Origin of the sequence: Mycobacteroides sp. H001 (assembly GCF_001440005.1) — a bacterium.
Classification (GTDB): domain Bacteria; phylum Actinomycetota; class Actinomycetes; order Mycobacteriales; family Mycobacteriaceae; genus Mycobacterium; species Mycobacterium gwanakae.
In genome coordinates this window covers 44,026-64,043 of sequence record NZ_LJYH01000030.1, presented here as the reverse complement: position 1 = coordinate 64,043, position 20,018 = coordinate 44,026, and the positions used below count along the sequence as shown (strand labels likewise).

Annotated in this window: 20 protein-coding genes; 3 read left to right on the top strand and 17 right to left on the bottom strand. The window is 64.7% G+C overall.

Going from position 1 to position 20,018, the window contains the following annotated elements:
* Positions 1 to 103: 103 nt before the first annotated feature.
* Positions 104 to 991 (bottom strand): pyrroline-5-carboxylate reductase, encoded by an 888-nt coding sequence (proC, locus tag AOT83_RS13170; protein ID WP_191985241.1) that lies wholly within the window; start codon positions 989 to 991, stop codon positions 104 to 106.
* 175 nt (positions 992 to 1,166) lie between these two features.
* Between proC and AOT83_RS13165 the strand changes: the two genes are divergently transcribed.
* Entirely contained in the window at positions 1,167 to 2,411 is a 1,245-nt protein-coding gene (locus tag AOT83_RS13165) for a serine hydrolase domain-containing protein (RefSeq protein WP_057964871.1), read from the top strand.
* Here AOT83_RS13165 and AOT83_RS13160 read toward each other — a convergent pair.
* From AOT83_RS13160 to AOT83_RS13120, 9 genes are all read right to left on the bottom strand, one after another.
* A complete protein-coding gene (locus tag AOT83_RS13160) occupies positions 2,408 to 3,349 on the bottom strand; it encodes a R2-like ligand-binding oxidase (protein WP_057964872.1) in 942 nt (313 codons plus the stop codon). The genes AOT83_RS13165 and AOT83_RS13160 overlap by 4 nt on opposite strands.
* A 68-nt stretch (positions 3,350 to 3,417) precedes the next feature.
* Positions 3,418 to 4,779, bottom strand: a complete 1,362-nt coding sequence (locus AOT83_RS13155) for an FAD-dependent oxidoreductase (RefSeq protein WP_232783289.1) — start codon at positions 4,777 to 4,779, stop codon at positions 3,418 to 3,420.
* Positions 4,772 to 5,371 carry a TetR/AcrR family transcriptional regulator gene (locus AOT83_RS13150; protein ID WP_057964874.1) on the bottom strand — a complete coding sequence of 200 codons (600 nt, stop codon included), beginning with the start codon at positions 5,369 to 5,371 and terminating at the stop codon, positions 4,772 to 4,774. Before AOT83_RS13150 ends, AOT83_RS13155 begins: the two co-directional genes overlap by 8 nt.
* A 65-nt stretch (positions 5,372 to 5,436) precedes the next feature.
* A complete protein-coding gene (locus tag AOT83_RS13145) occupies positions 5,437 to 5,880 on the bottom strand; it encodes a nitroreductase/quinone reductase family protein (protein WP_030096480.1) in 444 nt (147 codons plus the stop codon).
* 11 nt (positions 5,881 to 5,891) lie between these two features.
* A complete protein-coding gene (locus AOT83_RS13140) occupies positions 5,892 to 6,347 on the bottom strand; it encodes a nitroreductase/quinone reductase family protein (RefSeq protein ID WP_046254792.1) in 456 nt (151 codons plus the stop codon).
* A 44-nt stretch (positions 6,348 to 6,391) separates the two neighbouring features.
* The gene (locus AOT83_RS13135) at positions 6,392 to 7,198 is read right to left on the bottom strand and encodes a thioesterase family protein (RefSeq protein ID WP_078284419.1); all 807 of its coding nucleotides are present in this window, start codon (positions 7,196 to 7,198) and stop codon (positions 6,392 to 6,394) included.
* A 5-nt stretch (positions 7,199 to 7,203) separates the two neighbouring features.
* Positions 7,204 to 8,049, bottom strand: coding sequence for a sugar phosphate isomerase/epimerase (locus AOT83_RS13130; RefSeq protein WP_030096477.1), 846 nt, complete (start codon positions 8,047 to 8,049; stop codon positions 7,204 to 7,206).
* A gap of 16 nt (positions 8,050 to 8,065) precedes the next feature.
* Positions 8,066 to 9,334, bottom strand: coding sequence for a membrane protein (locus tag AOT83_RS13125; protein ID WP_030096476.1), 1,269 nt, complete (start codon positions 9,332 to 9,334; stop codon positions 8,066 to 8,068).
* Between the two features lie 36 nt (positions 9,335 to 9,370).
* A complete protein-coding gene (locus tag AOT83_RS13120) occupies positions 9,371 to 10,318 on the bottom strand; it encodes a Ppx/GppA phosphatase family protein (RefSeq protein ID WP_044105077.1) in 948 nt (315 codons plus the stop codon).
* Positions 10,319 to 10,352: 34 nt separating this feature from the next.
* On the opposite strand from AOT83_RS13120, the gene AOT83_RS13115 reads away from it, so the two are divergent.
* Positions 10,353 to 11,168, top strand: a complete 816-nt coding sequence (locus AOT83_RS13115) for a hypothetical protein (RefSeq protein ID WP_046254796.1) — start codon at positions 10,353 to 10,355, stop codon at positions 11,166 to 11,168.
* A 4-nt stretch (positions 11,169 to 11,172) separates the two neighbouring features.
* On the opposite strand, the gene mca is transcribed toward AOT83_RS13115, so the two are convergent.
* Genes mca through AOT83_RS13100 form a run of 3 tightly spaced genes read right to left on the bottom strand, consistent with a single transcriptional unit; the run spans position 11,173 to position 14,204 of the window.
* A complete protein-coding gene (gene mca / locus AOT83_RS13110) occupies positions 11,173 to 12,033 on the bottom strand; it encodes a mycothiol conjugate amidase Mca (protein ID WP_057964875.1) in 861 nt (286 codons plus the stop codon).
* A gap of 55 nt (positions 12,034 to 12,088) precedes the next feature.
* A complete protein-coding gene (locus AOT83_RS13105) occupies positions 12,089 to 12,634 on the bottom strand; it encodes an SRPBCC family protein (RefSeq protein ID WP_057964876.1) in 546 nt (181 codons plus the stop codon).
* A complete protein-coding gene (locus AOT83_RS13100) occupies positions 12,624 to 14,204 on the bottom strand; it encodes an NAD(P)/FAD-dependent oxidoreductase (protein ID WP_057964877.1) in 1,581 nt (526 codons plus the stop codon). The genes AOT83_RS13105 and AOT83_RS13100 overlap by 11 nt, the downstream gene beginning before the upstream one ends.
* 219 nt (positions 14,205 to 14,423) lie before the next feature.
* Between AOT83_RS13100 and AOT83_RS13095 the strand changes: the two genes are divergently transcribed.
* Entirely contained in the window at positions 14,424 to 15,200 is a 777-nt protein-coding gene (locus tag AOT83_RS13095) for a class I SAM-dependent methyltransferase (protein WP_057964878.1), read from the top strand.
* A gap of 14 nt (positions 15,201 to 15,214) precedes the next feature.
* On the opposite strand, the gene AOT83_RS13090 is transcribed toward AOT83_RS13095, so the two are convergent.
* The 4 genes from AOT83_RS13090 to AOT83_RS13075 are packed head-to-tail and all read right to left on the bottom strand — an operon-like array spanning position 15,215 to position 20,017.
* Positions 15,215 to 17,038, bottom strand: coding sequence for an SDR family oxidoreductase (locus tag AOT83_RS13090; protein WP_057964879.1), 1,824 nt, complete (start codon positions 17,036 to 17,038; stop codon positions 15,215 to 15,217).
* Between the two features lie 15 nt (positions 17,039 to 17,053).
* Positions 17,054 to 18,124, bottom strand: a complete 1,071-nt coding sequence (locus AOT83_RS13085; protein ID WP_057964880.1) for a PDR/VanB family oxidoreductase — start codon at positions 18,122 to 18,124, stop codon at positions 17,054 to 17,056.
* Between the two features lie 53 nt (positions 18,125 to 18,177).
* Positions 18,178 to 19,062: a metal-dependent hydrolase gene (locus AOT83_RS13080; RefSeq protein WP_057964881.1), complete on the bottom strand. Its 885-nt coding sequence runs from the start codon at positions 19,060 to 19,062 to the stop codon at positions 18,178 to 18,180.
* Positions 19,063 to 19,066: 4 nt separating this feature from the next.
* The gene (locus AOT83_RS13075; protein ID WP_057964882.1) at positions 19,067 to 20,017 is read right to left on the bottom strand and encodes an SDR family NAD(P)-dependent oxidoreductase; all 951 of its coding nucleotides are present in this window, start codon (positions 20,015 to 20,017) and stop codon (positions 19,067 to 19,069) included.
* Position 20,018 lies beyond the last annotated feature (1 nt).

The window sequence follows — 20,018 nt, the reverse complement described above, 5'->3', positions numbered from 1 at the left end:
CTTCCCCATCGGCGGTACGGACACGCACGTGCTAGAAGGAGAATAGCGGGACCAGTGGGGTTACTGATACCCGTGTGGGCTAATTGATCAAGATTTGGTTAAATTACTCTGATGTGATTCCGAGCTGCTCGGAGCGTGTTTTTGCGGCTTCGACGGCGGCATAGACGCTTGCCCGCAAACCTCCACGTTCCAGTTCGCGCAGCGCAGCGGCGGTAGTACCACCCGGCGAGGTAATCGTTGCGCGGAGCTCGGCAGCGGTCGTATCGACCTCCGTTCGGGTCTGCAGTCCGGGGGCCCGATTTTCGTCCGTCTCAGCCCGTTCGAGCAGCATCGCGGCGGATCCGGCCATGGTCTGGATGACCAGATCGGTGGCGACGGGCCGCGTGAGACCCGAGGCAACCCCCGCATCGACCAGCGCCTCGACGAGCAGGAAGAAGTAGGCCGGGCCCGATCCGGACAGCGCGGTAACGGTGTCCATCTGCGATTCGGCCACCTTGATGACGCTGCCCACCGACTCCAGCAGCTCGGCGACGGCACTGAGCTGCTCGTCGGTCGCGAATCGGCCCTTGGCGACAGCGCTGACCCCGGCGCCGACAAGCATCGGGGCATTGGGCATCACCCGCACCACCGGAGCCCCGGCGGCCAGCTTGGATTCGAAGAAGCTCGCGGACACTCCCGCGGCCACCGAGACCAGCACCTGCTCGGTCTCCCGGTCGCTACCTTCGGCGTCCAGTTTCGCCAGCGCCGCGGCGATCTCGCTGGTCGCGCTCTCGACATCGGACGGTTTGACCGCCACCACAATGAAATCGGCACCTTCGACGGCATCCGCCACCTCGCTGACGCGGATGGAATACGCCTCTGCCAGAGCCTTTGCGCGGGCGGGGACCTTCTCGGACACGACGATGTCCTTGGCCTGCCGTCCGGCCCTCAGCAGCCCGGAGATAAGTGCTTCGCCGATATTGCCGCCACCGATGATTGCGATTCTGGACATGGCGACCAGCATGGCAGACCCATTAGCGCACCCGGAAACGGCTTTCTGAGCTCCAGAGCAAGGTGCCGCAGCGGTATGTAGGCAGCGATATGCACATTCGCGCCGATTTGTGACTATTCGCAGATCTGTGCGCAGATGGTGGCGCACAGTGGGATAACCGGACTACAAGTTACATATGTCACAACCGCAGCGTCGCGCGCAGACCTCCCCTGTTTTCGCGCCGGAATCCTGGGGCACCGGTCTACCGGACGGGGTACAGGGCTGGGCACAACCCGAGTTCGACCGGGTGGTCCGCAAGTTCGCGTCGATGTATGTCGGCCGTACCGGGGGCGGCGCGCTCTGCGCCTACGTCGATGGCGAGCCCGTGCTCGACATCTGGGCCGGTGAGGCGCGTCCCGGTATGCCGTGGACCCGCGACACCGCACCGATCGTGTACTCGGCCTCAAAGGGGGTGACCGCTACCGTTATCCATCGCCTGGCCGACCGAGGGCTGCTGGCCTATGACGCCCCGGTCGCCCGCTACTGGCCGGAATTCGCCGCCAACGGCAAGGAATCGGTCACGGTGCGAGATGTCCTGGCCCACAAGTCGGGGCTGGCCGCGCTGGCCCCGATTGCCGCCACCCCGGAGGAACTTCTCGACCACGAACTGATGGAGCAGCGACTCGCCGCCGCGCCTGTCGGGCGCTATTACGGGAAAGCCGCGTATCACGCGATGAGTTACGGCTGGCTCCTGGCCGGCCTCGGGCGTGCGATCACCGGTAAGGACATGCGCACGCTCTATCGCACCGAACTCGCGGAGGTCCTCGGCGTGGACGGCATTCATCTGGGGCGCCCGCCCGCCGATTCACCGACAATTCCCGCAGGGATCTATGCGCAGCTCGACAAGGCCGTGAAGACGCCATTTCTTTCTCGTGGCCTGTCCATCGGGGCACGCGTGGTGGACGCTCTGCCGGGCGCGCGGGGGGCCACCGGAGCGATCCACGTGCCCGGAGCCGAACGGATCGTGGCCGACGACGGGCGTGCGACCGCCCCGCTGTACGACACCCAGATGGGCGCGGGCAACGCCATCTGTACCGCCCCGGCCCTGGCCAAGCTCTACGGCGCGCTGAGCAATCGGGGAAGCGTGGACGGACGGCAGCTGCTGTCCGCGGAGAAGACCGCCGAACTGGCCGGCGGACGCGGCATCAGGCTCAATGTCGCTCTTACCCGCGATATCTGGGAGCTCGGCTATCACTGCATCCCCGCGCCGGGATTGGCGGGAGGTTTCGGGCATATGGGGGCCGGCGGCTCCACCGGATGGGCGGACCCGAACCGCCACATAGCTGTTGGGCTGGCACACAACCATTTGATACTTCCCAACCCGCTCCACAATGTGGCGTTCCCCCGGTTGTGGGCGGCGACAGTGCGGAGTGCGCGCTAGGCCGTGGCCGCAAGCGCCTCCCGATCCTCGGCGGCGAACGTGTCTTCCAGTTGCAGCGGCGAATAGTCGAGGTCGATCTCGCCGAGCGGACGGCCGCGCGCGCTGCTGATGGTCCCAAACCGGCGCATCCCCTTGTCGGCGGAGTACTGCATGAACTCGTCAAGCACGAGCCCGAACGGGGTGTCGGCGCCGTATAGTCCGAAGCCTTCCTCGGTGAGACGCAACGCGATCGGGATGAGTTCGTTCATGCGCGCCTCGAAGACCGACCAGTTGGCGTCGTCGGCGGCCACGTGACGCCGGCAGGTGAAGGTGCCCCAGGCCATGTGCCGGCGCTCGTCGTCACCGATCCGGCGGATCAGCTCCTGCATACCGGGCAAGATGCCTCGGTCAACGCAAATCTTGTGCCATGCAAAGTATCCCGTGAGTGCCAGCATGCCCTCGACCACGTGGTTATAGGTCACCGAGGCGCGCACCTGTGCCGCCGGCGACGGGTCGCTGGCCAGCGTGCCCAAGGCATCCGGCAGCTCATCGAAGAAGATCTCGCGGTAGGCCGGAAGGTCGTCGAGGTACCCGTGCAGGTCGTCGCCGACGCCGACTGCATCAAGCCAGAGCCTGAAGACTTGTGTGTGCTTTGCCTCTTCAAAGGCGAACTGCGTCAAGTACATCTCGTCACCGAGTCGCCCCTCGGCGCGCATGGCCGTCATGAACGGCTGGATGTCCTGGGTCACCGACTCCTCGCCGGCGATGAACTGCGCGCAGAGCCGGGTCGCATAGTCACGTTCCCGATCGGTGAGCGCGTCCCAGTCCGCCCGGTCGCGCGAGAAGTCGATATCGGCCGGATCCCAAAATTTCGCATTGCCGCCGACGAACAGCTTGAGCGGCAAGGAATCCCAGTTAAGCCCTCCCTTGCGTAGCGATCCGTAATGTGTCCGCGTCATGAGGGCCTCCTAGTGTCGACGTTGACCTAGTGACCATCTTGAATGTGAGGCAGCTCACAATCAAGGGGCTAGCCCACTGCAGCCTGGTCAAGAATCACGCGGGTGGCCAATTCCGCACTCTGCGCTGCCCCACCGATGGTCGAGGGGAAGTCGGTCGCGGTCCAGTCACCCGCCAGCGCCAGCCCGCGCACACTGGTGCGCTGCGGCGGACGGGCGCCCGCCGTTCCCGGACGCTCGCTGTAGGTAGCACGCGGCATCCGCACCACCTTGGCGTGCACTAGTTCGGCGTCTCGCGCGGCCGGATAGTAGTTGCGCAGGAAGCGCATACACGTCTCGATGATCTCGCCGCTCGACGACAGCGAGTTCAGTTCGTACGCGGCGCTGACCGTGATCTCGTACGAATACAACCCACGTTCGCTACCGTCGTATCCCACCATCTTCTGCCGATCGAAGACCTGCTCGACCACGCCCTCACCACCCACGAGAGCATCGAGGATAGTCGTCAGCCCGAGCGACTTGTTGAGGTACAAGTAGACGCTCACCAGCGGGGCGGGAACGAGCTTGGCTGCCGCACTGTACAACTGCTCGTGGCCAGGGACAGCATCGAGCAACCCCTCCACGGCCCACGGCGGGACCGCACAGATCACCGCGTCGGCCGGTATGAACTCACCATCGGTCAGCGATACACCAGAAACAGCATTGCCGTGCAACACGATTGATTTCACTCCTGCGCGGCCCCGCACCTCGCAACCGTGATTGGCGAGCACCTTCTCGGCGCCGGTGACGAACAGCGAGGTGAAGTCGACCGTGGAGTACAGCAATGTTCCGTTGCGGGCCGCCCCGCGCCCCCGCCGGGCCATGGTGACCAGAAGATTCCGGAAAGCGCTGGCGGAGATCAGATCCGGCTTCTCGTTGTGCGCACCGATGATCAAGAAATCAATCCAGGTGTCACGCGCGACCTTGGGCATCCCGATGCGGTCGAGCCACTCTCGCGCGGTAACGGCGTCCAGATCACCGGGTGGGCGAACGCAATCCCTGACGATCCGCAGATAAGCGCGCCATACCCGAAGCCGGTCCCCGATGCTCGCCGCGGGCAGCCACGCGAATGTACGGAACAGTGAGGTGTCGTCCACCTCTCCCCCGGGCAGCAGACGTCGCGCATAGGTTCCGGACTCAGCGGCCAAAAGATCTCGCGCCCCGATGGTTTCGAGGTAACGCAACAGCTCTTCCATCGAGCCGGACATGACGTGGACACCGTTATCGGCGACGTCGTCGACCTGGGGTATCTCGATGGAATGGGTGCGCCCACCGAGGGTGGCCCGACGTTCCAGCAGGGTCACCCGGAACCCGGCCTCAGCCATCCACACCGCCGAGGCGAGCCCCGCCACCCCGGCGCCGATCACCACGCAGTGTTGGGAAGTGTCAATCACGCGCGGCACCCAGTCCATGCGTGATGTAGTCGGCGAAGTAACGGCGCACCGCCGCCGGATCGGACAGATCGATCACGATGGGTGGCAGCACCTCGATGCTCATCAGGGTTCTGATGATCCACTCGGCGGCCTCCTCCGGGACGATGCGACCGGGAATCTCCTTACGCTCCTGCGCTTCCCGTATGCGGGGTGTCCAGAACGCGACCGAGCGCGCCATCAGGTCCTCGCCGCGCTCATCCAGGATGAGGTCCAGCAGATCGGTGGTGTGCAGGGCGAGATGATCCGTCCATCGGCGGTGCTCGCAGATTCCCGAGGCGGCGGCCGCGACCTGATCGACCAGCGTGGTCTCCGCACCCACAGCCGCTGCGAAGAAGTCGATGAAAGCGTCTGCGAGATAACCGAATGCGGTGTCGATGGCAGCCTGCTTGCCGCCGAACCAGTTGTACAGGGTGCTCCGCGACACCCCGGCCTGCTCCGCTGCGGCGGACAGATTGAACCGCTGCATGCCCGATCGCACCAACGTCATGGCGACTGCGGCCACGATGGGCTCGGGGATGTCCTCGCGGGGACTATCGGACGCCGCCACCTTCATGTTGGACACAATATGAAAAAGTGTCCAACACGTCAATGGTCGTTTCGCGGGCCGGCCCGCGGCGGTTACGCCGGTACGCAGATGATGACCGGGATATCCCGGTCGGTGTTCTTCTGATATCCCGCATAGCCGGGGTTGGCCTTGACGATCGCCGGCCACAGTGCGGCCTTCTCTTCGGGCGAGGCGGTGTGCGCTGTGAACGGACGCGCGACGTCGTCCACCGCGATCTCGACGGCCGGGTTGGCCACCAGGTTCTTGTACCAGGCCGGGTTTTCGGACCCTCCACCGTAGGAGGCCACCAGCACCACCTTGCCGGGTTCGTAGATCGGCGCGGTCAGCAGCGTGCCGCGGCGCTGCCCCGTCTTACTGCCGATGGTGTACAGCTCCACCGGCTGCATTCCCAGCACCTTCTTGGGATACCGGCCGCCGGTCAGCGCGAGAACCGCCCGGTGCCCGTTCTCCAGGAACCAGGCGCCGATCCGGATGGCCCAATCAGGTTGTGTGCCCACAGAAATACTCCTTATGCCGGTTCACAGATGACCACTGGGATATCGCGCGTGGTGCTGCGCTGATATCCCGCGTACGGGTTGCCGAATCCTCGGGTGATCTCAGGCCATAACTCGGCCTTCTCCTGCGCCGAGGCGGTGCGTGCGATGTACGGCTTCGTCTGTCCGCGCACGGTGATCTCGACGTTCGGATTGGCGACGAGGTTCAAGTACCAGGCCGGATTGTGCGAGGCCCCGCCTAGCGAGGCGATTACGACGATCCGTTCCGGCGTGAAGATGGGCGAACTCAACAGGGAGGAGCGGCGCTCACCGGACTTGCGCCCGATGGTGTGCAACTCCAGTGTGGGCATGAAACCGAGCTTGTGCGGCCAGCGACCGCCGGTGAGTTTCAGCAGGGCGCGGTGCCCATTCTCCAGCACCCAGGCGCCTCCCTCGGCGGCCCAGTCAGGCGTCTTCTGCTTGTCACCCATGCCTGATACTCCTTTGACGAGATCCCCTACGGAAGGTACACCGATCAGTTCGCCGGCACCATGGCCAGCTGGCGAGACTGCACCACCAGAGCGCCCTCGGAGTCGATGACCGTGTGCTCGGAGTCAAACCAATGCTGGCCGATCTGGTTGGTACTGCACAACACTCGCAGCCAACCGTCCGCGGGCAACGTACGCAGATACGTGGTCAGCTGCACGGTGGGTGCCCAGCCGAAACGCCCCAGCGGGAACGTCACCGGTACCGAGATGTCGCCGCACACCAATGCGAACAACCCGTCTGGCGCCATATCGCGCGGTCGTGCCCACAGCACGATCTCGGGCTTGCCCCGCTCGCTCAGGTCGCTCATCGACCGCAGTGAGGGCCGAACGTCGATCCCGCCGAACAGGTGAAAGATCTCTCCCATCGGATGACCCTCGGCGATCGGGGCCACCCCGGGCGGCGGTTCAGCGGGCAGCTGCGTGAGTGCGGGCGGCAGGGCCGTCAGCAGCGGGCCTACGTGCTGCTCGGGCGTGCCCAGGGTGACCACGGCGTGCACCGCGGTGCGGCCGTCCTGGACGAGTTCGGCATCCACGAGCGAGATCTGCCGTCCCCGCTTACGCACCGATGTGCGCACCTGCATGTCACCGGGCGAGGGCGCGAACAGATAGCTTGCGCTGACGGCGATGGGCTCGCTCTCGCCGAGCGTCTCACGCGCCGCACCGGCAAGCAACGCAAGCATGACGCCGCCGTGCAGCTTGGGTCCGATGGTCCAGGTGTCATTCAGGTGCGCGTCAAACAGGCCGTCGCCCGCGGGCGTGAGGGCCATTGCTTGCGCGAAGGGAGCGTTAACCACGCCGCCTATCGCACCAGATGCGTTCTGGCGAACTCCAGCGACTCCCTCAGAATCGCCTCGCGCTGGTCCTCGGTACGTGCGGCCGAGGTGTGCACCTCGAGCACCACCTGCCCGGTGAAGTCACCGGCCGCCAGCTCCCGGCACACCTGCGCAACTGGCTGAGTTCCCTTGCCGGGCACCAGATGTTCGTCGACAGAGGCGCCAGTGCCATCAGTGAGATGCAGATGCGTGAGCCCAGATCCCATCCGGCGCATCATGTCCACCGCATCGGTCCCGGCGGTTGCGGTGTGTGACAGGTCAAGCGTGTAGTGCGCGTGATTGGCATCGGTCGGATCGAACGACGGCGCAAAGGCGGATACTCCGATTCCGGGCCTGCCACCGCGGCGCTTCATGCGCTCCACCGATGTCTGCCCGGCACCGAACAGACGGTCGGCCCGCAACGGGAACATGTTCTCCACCGCGACGTGCACATCGCTCGAGTCCTCCAGCGATGCAACCTGTTCGGCGAAGCCTTCGGCGTACCGGCGCTGCCACCGAAATGGCGGATGTACGACGACGGTCTGCGCACCCAGTTTTTCGGCGGCCCGAACGCTGCGTTCCAGCTTGGGAATCGGGTTGGCGCCCCAGACGCGCTGCGATACCAATAGGCACGGGGCATGCACGGATAGCACCGGCATGTCGTACTTGCGGGAGAGTTTGGCGACGGCGCCGACGTCCTGACTCACCGCCTCGGCCCACACCATGAGCTCGACACCGTCATACCCGAGCCGGGCCGCGTACTCGAAAGCTGCTTCGGTTTTGAGTGGATACACCGAGGCCGTTGACAGACCAACCTTGATCGCAGGGCGCACGGTTGGATAACGCTACCTAATCAACCGCTTGCAGCATGAGCACGAGGGGGCCGAACGCGATCAGGGCTCCCACCACGATCGCGATCAGGATGCTGGCCAGGTCGACCGTCTTGCGGATCACCCACAGCGAGGCGACCAGAATTGCGATGAACAACACGCCCAGGAGCAACGCGAAGCCCTGGTTCCAGCTCCACAGTTCCCGGAACACGAAGAACAGGCCCGCACCCGCGGCGGCCGCCAGCAGGTACTGCGCGGCAATCCAGCTGCCCTGCAGGTAGGTCTTGATCTTCTCCCGGCGGTCGGCCTTCGCCTCAGCCTTGGATTTGTCGGTGTCGGCCGCGGCGAGCTGACTGACCTCGGGCTCGGACGGGTCACCGTGCGCGCCGACAAGCTCCTGAAGCTCGTGCTCCAGCTGATAGTCGTCTTCCTGATCGTCGAATTCGTCGTCCTCGACGTCCTGCTCGGCATCGTGCGACGTCCACTCGACGGCCCGGCCGTACTCGTCGTATTCGCCGTCGTCCTCGTACTCCGCCTCATACTCCGCGTGGTACACGGTCTCAGGTTCGGGAGAGGGTTCCGGCTCCGGTGTGACGGGCTCCGGTTCGGGTTCCGGCTGTGCGACGGCCGCGGGCTCAGGTTCCGGCTCGGGCGCGACTGGCTCGGGTGTGACGGACTCGGGCTCCGGGCGAGACACCGGCGGGACCGGAATCTCGGGAGCCGGTGGCGCTGCGGGTACGGCGGGCGCGACCGCCGCCGGCGCCGGTGCCGGTTCGGACTTGGGCGGCTCGGCGGTAACCGGGGATATGACGCCGGTCGCGTCGTTGAAGTCGATGGACTTGCGCGGTTCCCCCGGCCGTGCGACTGGTGTGGGGGTCGGCGGGAAGATGCTCCGAAGCGGTGATTCCATCGAGGAAGGCTGAGCGGGCGCCGGGGCCGGTGCGGCCGTGGTGCCGCGACGGGCGGCCTCATCGGCCATGCTGTCGCCGCCGAACAACGCATCCTCGTTGGAACGCAGGTAGGAACGCGCTCCCGCCTCAGATGCCTTGGGAGACTCGGGCGGCGCCGCCGTTTCCGGAGCAGGCGACGGCGCCGGGTTGGGGCGCGCGCGGCCACCCTTCTTGTCACGGATGACGGGGATCTCACCGGTCAACTCGGCCACCGGGATGGCGTCGGCATTGCCGCGCATCCGGCGGCGATGGCCGCTGATCTTGCCGTCGGCGGCACCATTGCGCGCCAGCAGCTCGGCAACCGATACCGGCCGCTGCGTGTCGTCTGAGTCGGTCATGTCCTCTCCTACCGTCCGAGGCTAAGCGGGACGGGGTCAGTCAACGAGTGCAGTGCCATCGGCTTCGCTATCCAGCTTGCGCAGAATCAGCCCTTCGCGCAGAGCCCACGGGCAGATGTCGACCGCCTCTAACGACAGAGCACGCATGCTTGCCTCCGCGACGAGTGCTCCGGCGACGATCTGAGGCGCCCTGTCGACACTGACTCCCTCCAACTCTGCACGGTCTGCGGTAGTCATTCGCGAGATGAACGCGATCAACTGACGCAGTCCGCTTGCTGTAAGTGTCCTCTTAACTCGTGGTCCTGCACCGGAAGGTGCAGCACCGGTGAGTCGCGCAAGCGACCGGAACGTTTTCGAGGACGCTACGGCCAGATCGGGCACCCCAGCCGCCGCCACCTGTTTGGCAGCGTCCACCAGTTCCGATTCCAGCCAGTCACGCAGCATAGCGACGCGGCGACGTCCCGGCGGATCTTCGGCCAACCACTCTCGCGTCAGCCGTCCGGCCCCCAGCGGCAGAGACAACGCGATGTCTGGTTCTTCGTCGACACCGCAGGACAACTCCAGCGAGCCACCGCCGATATCGAGGTTGATGATGCGCCCAGCGCTCCAGCCGTACCAGCGCCGCACGGCCAGGAAGGTCAGCCGCGACTCGTTGACACCGGAAAGAACGGCGAGATCCACGCCGGTTTCCTTCTTGACACGTGTCAGCACCTCATCGGAGTTGGTGGCGTCTCGAACGGCCGACGTGGCGAACGCCATGATCTCCGCACAGCCGGAGCTGCGGGCAATCTTGGAGAACTCCTGGATCGTATGCACCAGGCTGTCGGAGCCCTTGCGGGTGAGCTTGCCGGACTCATCGATGGCCTCCGCCAGACGCAGCGCCGCCTTGGTGGAACTCATAGGGGTGGGGTGTCCACCCCGTCGGGCATCAACCACCAACAGGTGCACCGTGTTGCTGCCGACATCCAGCACGCCTAATCGCACGCAGCACACGTTAGTGGGTCTACCGTTTACATCTGTGACGACGCTGCCAAAACAGCCCTTTGGACGTGACGCCTCCCTCGACGGCCAGGAGGTGGAGCTCGACTTCGCCCGCGAGTGGGTGGAGTTCTACGACCCGGAGAATCCCGAGCATTTGATCAAGGCCGACATGACCTGGCTGCTATCACATTGGACCTGCGTGTTCGGCACTCCCGCCTGCCAAGGCACGGTTGCCGGACGTCCCGACGATGGTTGCTGCTCGCACGGGGCGTTTCTGTCCGATGCCGACGATCGGGCGAAGCTGGACGACTCGGCGAAACAACTCACCGATGAGGACTGGCAATTCCGCGAGAAGGGGCTGGGCCGCAAGGGCTACCTGGAGAAGGACGAGCTCGACGGGGAAAAGCAATGGCGCACACGCAAGTACAAGGGTGCGTGCATTTTCCTGAACCGCCCCGGCTTCGCAGGCGGCATCGGCTGTGCCCTGCATTCCAAGGCCATCAAGCTGGGTGTCGAGCCGCTGACGATGAAGCCCGAGGTGTGCTGGCAGCTGCCGATCCGGCGGACGCAGGCCTGGGTGGACCGGCCGGACGGTTCGCAGATCCTGAAGACGACGATTACCGAGTACGACCGTCGCGGCTGGGGTGAGGGTGGCGCAGACCTGCACTGGTACTGCACCGGAGACCCGGCCGCACATGTCGGCAAGAAGCAGGTATGGCAGTCGTACGCCCCGGAACTGACCGAGCTGTTGGGCGAGAAGGCCTACGCGGAGCTGGCCGCGATGTGCAAGCGCCGCAGGGGGCTGGGACTGATCGCGGTGCACCCCGCAACCGTTGCCGCAGCACCCCACTAGCGCCTCAGAGGCCGGCGAAGAGGTCAGTCTCGGGAGCGCTCGTCGCGACGCGGGTGTGCGCGAGCTCGAATTTCTCCGTCGGCCATAGCTGTTGCCGCCAGGTCCAGGGCACCAGGAAGAACGGTCCGCTGGGATCGACTTGCGATGCGTGCGCCCTCAGGGCCTTATCGCGTACGGGGAAGTACTCGGCGCAGGAGACTTCGGTGGTGACCCGGCGCCCTCGCAGCCGCCTGGTCAACGAGCTCACGCGCCGTACCCAATCGGGGACCGCGACATCTCCCGCTCGGGGATCTTTGGGTGCTGCACCGGATCCACGGCGGCTGACAATCCGCTCCACTCGTCCCGCGAACTTCACCATCGCCGGTGTCACCCGGACGATCTCGTGGAAGTAGTAGAGCTTGCGCACCTCCTCACACGCCTCATACGCGGCGACGGCGAGCTGGTGACAGCGAATGTGGTCGGGGTGCGGGTAGCCGCCACACTCGTTGTAGGTGATCATCACGTCCGGCCGGAAGCGCCTGATCACCTCGACAAGGCGGGGCACCGATTCGGCCAGTGGCACCCGGGCGAATCCGTCCCCGGGTAGCAGACTGGGGTCGAGTTGCAGACCCGAGTCCATGAAGCCCAGCCAGTGATGGTCAACACCAAGGGTTTTTGCCGCGAGCGCCATTTCCTCACGACGCACATCCGACAGGTTCTCGTGGTTGCCCGGCAGGTTCATCGCCGGGTTGAGAATGTCGCCGCGCTCGCCTCCGGTGGCCGTGACAACCAGTACCTCGTGCCCCTCGGCCGCATACTTGGCCAGAGTGGCGGCGCCTCGGCTCGATTCGTCATCGGGGTGGGCGTGCACCGCCATCAACCGCATGTTGTCAGTGGACCACAGTGTGTCTGCGGTGCACCCGCCCGGTCGGGGCCGCGGTTTAGCCGGTGCGCTGCGGGCCGCGCACCGGCAGCTCGCGGGCGAGCCCGCCCAGGCCGAACCAGAAGATGGGCTTGAGGATCGCGGCAACCGGGCGAATCGCGATATGCGATCCCGGAATGTTCGTCAGGTACCTCGGCGCACACGCCAGTGTCCAGTCAACGGTGGCCTTGCCGGGATCGGACTCGGGAAGCACCCGGTACTCCTCGCACCACGACCCGAACACCGGCAAGGTGGCGTCCAGCGCCGTATATCGCATGACGTGGGGGGCGTCGAAGTGAATGATCTGCTCGTGCTGGGCGAACACCATCCAGGAGTGGATGTACATCTGGAAGTCCCGTACGGTGCCGGCGGTTGGTGTGATGTCCTGCGGATACCGGCAGCCCCAGACGGACGGCAGCCACGACCACATCCGGTCGCCCGACACCACCCTCCATACGTCCTCGGGTGGCGCGTCGAAAGTGCGCCGGACCCGAGTCACGAACGGCGCGGTGGCGAAGAACTCCTCGACCCCGTCGACCGGGATGGGGACTGCGTCAAACCGCATGTTCGATCTCCTTCACCGGGCTGTTAATCCGCCTGAATTCGTAGGCACCTGACGGGAATTGGACACTGCGCCGGTAGGACTGCAGGACCGTCCACGGACGCACGTAGGGGGTATCGCCCTGCGAGTTGATGAAATAGCTGTTAGATCCGGCGCAGTTCACCGTGAAGTACCGATTCAGGTTGGCGCCACTGCGGGCGATGCTCGCCTGGAAGTCGTCCAGCGCCTCCTGGGTGACTTCGACCCAACTGGCTCGTTTGGCGCGAGCGAGTTGGATGACGGCCCCGATGTGGCGCATCGAGTTCTCCAGGATGTAGTGGAAGCTGGTGCCAGTCCAGGAGTACGGACCGACCAGCATGAACCGGTTCGGAAGGCCCGGCACCGATGTGCTTTGGTACGCCTGCAGCCCGTTGTCACGGTAGAACTCGGCGAGGTCGAATCCCTGGGTGCCCAATACGGTTCCCACCCTGTAGGTTTCGGGATCGGAGAACATCTCGTATCCGGTGGCCAGCACCAGAATGTCAACGGGGCGTTCGACACCCGCCTTGTCGACGATGCCCGTCGGTGTGATCCGGTCGATACCGTTCGATACCAGTGTCACGTTCGGCCGGTTGAAGGTCGGGAGGTAGTCCGCCCCCAGCGTGCCGCGGGTGCATCCCGCCCCGAACCGCGGCCGCAGCTGCTCGCGCACCTCGGGATCATTCACTTTGTGCCGGAGCCAGCCGCGATACGCCCAGAGCGCCACCTTGTCGAAGATCGCTGCCCCCGCCCGGAACAACGGCTTGGGCGTGTAGATCAGAACCCGCAAGCCAAGTTCTATGCCCCCCAAGGCAATCCCGTTGACTGTATTGGCGAATCTGCGCCCCGCCAACAGCCGCTGCAGTATGCGCGGCATCCGGAAGTCTGGTTTCGGGAAGTACCACTGCGGCGTCCGCTGGTACACATCGAGGTGCTCCACCTCGCCGGCAATGGCCGGTGCTATCTGCACGGTGGAACTTCCCACGCCCACAATTCCGACCCGCTTGCCGCGCATGTCCACATCGTGTTGCCATCGGGACGGCACCTGGATCGGACCCGCGAAGGTGTCCAGCCCTGGGATATCCGGGGCCGTTCGCGGGTTGATGTAGGCGCCTATCGCGCTGATCAGGAACCGCGACGAGATGACCTCACCGTCGGCGGTATGCACCTGCCAAAGGTGATTCTCTTCGTCGAACACCTCTCGTTCGACACACGTACCGAACCTCGCGTGGGCACGCAATCCGTGCTCGGTGACCAAATCCAGTGCGTACTGCTGTATTTCGGCGCCGGTGGCGAAGAATCGTTGCCAATCCCCCTTCGGCGCGAAGGTGAACTGGTAGGCAACGGTCGGGATGTCGGCACCCACCCCGGGGTAGGTGTTGCGCAGCCACGTGCCTCCGAAGTCCTCGTCCCGGTCGATGATGACGAAGTCCTGGATACCCATCTCGAGCAACTTGATGGCCGCACAGATGCCACCCAGCCCGGCACCGATGATCGCGACTTCGTAGTCGGGTTCATCATGCAGACCCAGGGCTGGATCCACGGTTCGTTTCACGGCACGTTCCTTCCATTACTTGCGGCGCGCACACGGCTCTTCCCCACCCGTCCCCCGCTCACATATTTAATAGACTGACATGCCATTCACTAAATAACAAGTCCTGCCGGCCACATGGTTCTGCGCAAACTCGCACATCACAGGTCTATGCGTGACCAGAAGTATCCAGTACTATCCGTTTCACTAATTTTGAATCAACCGATGTGCACTGGAGGGACCGTGGGCAACCAGCCAGATCTGACGCTCGCCGAGACGTTCGTGGATCCCACCCGGATCACACAGTCCCCCACGCGCGAGCACGGCTATCTCGACGTGCTCGGCCCCGAGGACGACGAGCCGGTGTCCCTGGCCAACCGATTCATGCAGAGCCGGCTGCTGGCGGCGATCTACGAGCGCGCCTGGCGGCCGATGTTCACCCGCGGATTCAGTTATGGCGGCAAGAGCACCCTCAAGGCCCACACCGCATTGATGGGCGAGATCGCCGGCCGCGGCGATCTGAAGATCCTCGATGTCGCGTGCGGTCCTGGTCTGTACACCCGCGAACTCGCCGCGCAGCTCGGCGACGATGGCGCGTGTATCGGCCTGGACCTGTCAGGCCCCATGCTGCGGCGGGCAGTGCGCGACAACTCGGCCGAGCACATCGACTACATCCGTGGGAGCGCGCACGCACTTCCCTTCGCCGACGCGACATTTGACACTGTGGTGTGCCTCGCCGCGCTCTACCTCATCCCGAATCCCGAACAGGCCGTGCGAGAACTGTGCCGAGTCGCGGGACCGGGCGGCCAGATCGTGATCTTCACATCCCTGCGCACCCCGGCGGCATCGCTACCGGGTGTCACCGGAGCCATGCGCATCGGCGGCTTCCGCGCGTTCGGTCGCGAAGAAGTCACCGGTTGGCTACGTGCTCAGGGGTGGACCGATATCGACCAAACGCTCACCGGCCAGGGACAATTCATCCGCGCCCGCCGCGAGGCCGCGCTGCGCATCGCGACCTGACGGCGGAGCGCTCTCTACTTCTTGTTGGGCACCAATTTGATGAGGTCGGTCATACCCGCCTTGGATGCGAAGTAGCGGGTAAGACCCGGCGCCAGCCGGTTGTTGAGATACTGCAGCCGGGCCTCGGGCGTCACGGGCACGACCTGCTTGTTCTTACGTACCGCGTTCACGATCTGGCGCGCCACCTTGTCGGGGCCGTAGCGACGCATCGCGTAGGCCTTGTCACCGGCCTGTTGCATCCGCGCCTCTTCCTCAGCATCCACACCCGAAATCTTGGTGTTGGCAACAATATTGGTGTGCACCACGCCGGGGCAGATGGTGGTGACACCGATATTGTTGGCGGCGAGGTCGGCGCGCAGGCAGTCCGAGAACATGAACACGGCGGACTTGCTCGTCGAGTATGCGGTGAAGGCCTTCTGTGGGCTGTAGGCAGCCATGCTGGAAAGATTGACGATGTGCCCGCCGAGTCCACGTTCGGCCATCTTCGCGCCAAATGCCCGACTGCCGTTCACCACTCCGAACAGGTTGATCTCGATAACACGGCGGAACTCTTCCGAGGGTGTGTCGAGGAAGCCGCCCGCGGCACCCACTCCGGCGTTGTTTACCAGGACGTCGGGTACACCGTGCCGCTTGACGACCTCCTCCGCGTGCGCGTTGACAGCGTCCTCGTCCGCGACATTGAGCCGGTAGGCGTGCGCCACACCGCCGGCCTCTTCGATGAGCGTGACGGTCTCGTTGGCACCGTCGAGGTTCACGTCCGAGAGCACCACCTCGGCACCCTGTCGGGCGAATTCGAGGGCGGTCTCCCTGCCGATACCACTGCCCCCTCCCGTGATGACCACCAGCTGGTCTTCGAACGGCTTGCGGCTCTTACCCATTTCTGCCCTCCGTAGTGCGCGGTCGGGCTCCTTGCCCGATACCGCGTCGATGAGTTCGACAGCCGCCGTGGCGAGCACATTCGGGTGCGAGAACGGCAGCCAATGGCCACCGTCGACCACTCGCCGCCATGTCCGCTGGTTCCATTTGAGCTCGTCGTCGTAGTTCGACTGGCGCACCGCGGGATCACGGGTGCCGACAATCACCTGGACGGGCACACCGGTGTGCCGGTCCTGTGGGTGCAGCATCGCCGGTAGTGCATTGGCCCGGTAGACACGCAATGTTCTGGTGATATCGCTCATGAACGTCGGCCCGAGGTGAATTTGCTCGACAGGTGCACCTTCGGCGACGGACAGTCCAGCACGCCAACGGTTTTCGTTCATGGTGAGCTTGAGCAGAACATTGGGGATGACGGGGGTCATGGACCCGAACATGTACAGCAACGAGCCGATCTGCCCGAGGGCAAGCGCCACATTCTTCGGAGTGGGACTGCCGAGTCGCGAGCGCACCCACCGGCTCATGTGATGCGCAGAGGGTCCGGACACGGAGGTGAACGAGGAGAACCGGTGTTCCAGGTCGGGATTGCAGATGGCTTCCCACATCGCGACACTGCCCCAGTCGTGGCCCAGGACATGCACGGGCTTGTCGGGGCTCACCGCATCCGCGACCGCGACGTAGTCGCTGGCCATCTCGGCGAGCCGGAAGTCACGGAAGCTCTTGGGGTTGGTGCTCTTTCCCGCACCGCGATTGTCAATGGCAACCACCCGGAAGCGGTCCCTGAGCAGCGGCACGACGCCGTCCCAGAGGTGATGCGAATCGGGCCATCCGTGCACCAGCAGTAGGGTTTCCCCATCCGGGTTGCCCTGAATGAAGTACGCGACGTCGATATCCCCGTTGCGCACCACGTGCTCGATGACGACGTCGTTCGTCACTCCGTCGGCGCGCTCTGTCGTGAGAGTCATCCCATGTCTCCGTTCTTAGATGTCCAGTACCAGTCGCCCGCCGTCGGCACGAGACACACATAAGAGCATCTGGCCTTCGGCGCGCTGAGTTTCGGTCAAGAGGGTGTCGCGATGATCGGGGTTGCCCGCGAGCACCTTGACTTTGCAGGTGCCGCAGAAGCCCTGCCTGCATGAGTACGGTGTGCCGGGCCGGGCCGCGAGAACCGCATCCAGTGCACTGTTCTGCGGCCCGATATCCAGCACCGGGCCGCCCCCGCCCAGCTGCACCTGGAATGGCACCCCATTCTCGATCGGCGGAGCCGAGAATCGCTCGAAATGCAGTTCTGCGCCCGGGTACTCGGCGACCGCATCGCGAATCACCTTCAGCATGGGGCCGGGCCCGCAGCAATACACCGCCAGATCGGGATGCAATGGCGGCAGCAGATCGGCTGCCGTCGGTATCCCGTCCTCGTCGTCGGTACGGACGGTGATCCGTTCGCCGTATCGGGCCAGCTCATCGCGGAACGGTATGGACTCCTTACTGCGCCCGGCGTAGGTCATCGTCCAGGGGAGCCCACGCTCTGTGGCGACCGCCAGCATGGGCAGAATCGGTGTGATGCCGATGCCGCCGGCCACGAAATGGAACTGGCGGACCCCGGCGTTCAGGTGACCGGTCGTGGCCAGCGGGAAGGCGTTTCGCGGCCCTTTGACGCCGAGCACGTCTCCGACGCGCACCGCGTCGTGCAGCTCGATGGATCCCCCCTTGCCTTCGGGTATGCGCCTGACCGCTATCCGGTACCGGTACCGGTCGCGCGGGTCACCGCACAACGAGTACTGACGCACAGCCCCCGACGGCAAGGTGACATCCAGGTGTGCGCCCGGTCGCCACTTCGGCAGTTCTCCACCGCCCACGGCGGCCAGCGTGAAAGCCACCACGTCCTGATCGGCAGCGACTACCGAACGTTCCCGGACAACCAGATTCAGTGAGCGGTCCACCCATGTGGGTTGACGCACGGGCCCCAACAACGGGCTCAGCCGCAGCACGGCGGGCAGTGTCTTGCCAAACGCCGCGACGGCCGTCGGCCCCACCACGTCAAGAACTTTCATACCCCAGCCGAGTGGGTGACGGCCCGTCTGAGCCGCCATCGCGTACGTCCGGGTCATGCCGCGGTCGCGGCTTTGGCCGCCGGAGACTTGGCAAGATACGCGACCGCCTGTGCGGTGTCCCCGATCGATTCCGGAGTGAAACCGGGCCGCAGAAAGCTCCGGAACCCCTCCCCCAAGACACTCCACTTCAAGGTGACGCCCCGCTTCATCGCCTTGTTGGTTTCACGAGTCCAGCGCGCCAGACTCATCTTCGGTACATCCGGGTCGGCGCGCGCGAGCAGCCAACTGAGAAAAATGAGACCAAATGGGATTGTCGCGCAGGAGCCGATGAAATACACCATCATGCGTGTCCGTCCAACCCCTAAGTGCCGAGCAAGATCCCACGCGACACTGCGGTGTTCGACCTCCTCGGCACCGTGCCAGCGGAACATGTCCGTGATGACCGGGTCGGAACCGTACTTTTCGAAGTCATGGTTGAGCAGCCAGTCTCCGGCGGTGGCGGTGAGATGCTCCAGGCCCGCGATAATCGCCACACCTTCGACCATCGCCCGGTATTGCGCCTTGGGTGGGAGCCGGTCCGTCTGCCGTTTGAAGATGGCGAGCATCCGGTCGGTCAGATCGTGCAGCGGCCGTGCATCGATACCGTGCTGCCCGAAGTACTGCAGCAGCGCTTTGTCGTGTGTGTCGGAGTGCAGCTGCTCCTGACCGATAAAGCCGATGACCTCTTCACGCAACTTATCATCCTTGATATGCGGCAGCGCCCGGCCGAACACCTCGACAAAGAACAACTCACCGGCGGGCAGCATGAAATTGAGCGCCGACAGCGCGTGTGAGGCCACCGGCTCATCCGGGATCCATTGCAACGGGGAGTTCGAGAAGTCGAACGTGACGTTGCGAGCATGCAGCGCCACATCGCCGATGTCTGATGTGTCGTTCATCTGTCTACCTCCGTGCTGCCGTGGGCTTTCGAGCCTCCTCGACGCCACCTTGGCGCGGAAGCAGATTCAGATAGTCCAGCTTGCCCAGCGCCCAGGCTCCCCATCGCTCGGCTCGCTCGATCGAGAACGCCTGGGTGGTACGACGGTTGATTCCCGGCGCCACTCGGCCCAGGACGTACCCGAGCCATGCCTCGGTGCGCACCGGCACCACCGCAAGGTCATACTTCACCGCGCGCAGGACGGCGCGCGCCACCAGGTCGGGGCTCATCGGGGAAAACGGCAGGCTGGCCGCGAACTCCTGCACCCGGAGCATGATTTCCTTACCCCGATCGACCATGGCTTGGTCCACGCCCACAGTTATTCCGTTGATCCCGATATTGGTGTTGATGAATCCTGGGCAAATTGCGCTGACACCAACACCTTTCGGACCAAGTTCCAGGCGAAGACATTCGGTGAGCATCTTCACCCCGGCCTTGGACACCGAGTACGGAGCCATCACCGGCGTCGGCGTGAAGGCCGCTGCCGAGGCGATGTTGACGATATGCCCGCTGCCGCGCTCAACCATCTGCTCACCGAAGACCCGGCACCCATGCACCACGCCCATGAGGTTCACCGAGAGCAACCGGTCCCAGTCGGCCGGACTGAGTTTCAGAAATGCCCCGCCCATGGCGATTCCAGCGTTGTTCACCAGCACGTCGGCTACGCCATGGTCGGCGAGTACGTCCCGCGCGAAGGTCTCCCACTGAACCGGATCGGTAACGTCCAATTGCACCGCCGATGCCGTGTTGCCGTCGGCGCGGATCATGGCCGTGGTGGCTTGAGCAGAGTCAAGATCCATATCGGAAACGACCACGTGGGCACCGTGTTTGGCGAATCGAATGGCGGTGGCCCGGCCGATGCCACTGCCTGCACCGGTCACCACCACCAGCTGGGGCTCGAGTTTGTTGAGTTTCACC

Coding starts and splice junctions, on each gene's coding strand:
- proC (WP_191985241.1), bottom strand. CDS start 991: ATGTCCAGAATCGCAATCATCGGTGGCGGCAATATCGGCGAAGCACTT.
- AOT83_RS13165 (WP_057964871.1), top strand. CDS start 1,167: ATGTCACAACCGCAGCGTCGCGCGCAGACCTCCCCTGTTTTCGCGCCG.
- AOT83_RS13160 (WP_057964872.1), bottom strand. CDS start 3,349: ATGACGCGGACACATTACGGATCGCTACGCAAGGGAGGGCTTAACTGG.
- AOT83_RS13150 (WP_057964874.1), bottom strand. CDS start 5,371: ATGAAGGTGGCGGCGTCCGATAGTCCCCGCGAGGACATCCCCGAGCCC.
- AOT83_RS13140 (WP_046254792.1), bottom strand. CDS start 6,347: ATGGGTGACAAGCAGAAGACGCCTGACTGGGCCGCCGAGGGAGGCGCC.
- AOT83_RS13125 (WP_030096476.1), bottom strand. CDS start 9,334: ATGACCGACTCAGACGACACGCAGCGGCCGGTATCGGTTGCCGAGCTG.
- mca (WP_057964875.1), bottom strand. CDS start 12,033: ATGCGGTTGATGGCGGTGCACGCCCACCCCGATGACGAATCGAGCCGA.
- AOT83_RS13105 (WP_057964876.1), bottom strand. CDS start 12,634: ATGCGGTTTGACGCAGTCCCCATCCCGGTCGACGGGGTCGAGGAGTTC.
- AOT83_RS13090 (WP_057964879.1), bottom strand. CDS start 17,038: ATGACTCTCACGACAGAGCGCGCCGACGGAGTGACGAACGACGTCGTC.
- AOT83_RS13085 (WP_057964880.1), bottom strand. CDS start 18,124: ATGAAAGTTCTTGACGTGGTGGGGCCGACGGCCGTCGCGGCGTTTGGC.
- AOT83_RS13080 (WP_057964881.1), bottom strand. CDS start 19,062: ATGAACGACACATCAGACATCGGCGATGTGGCGCTGCATGCTCGCAAC.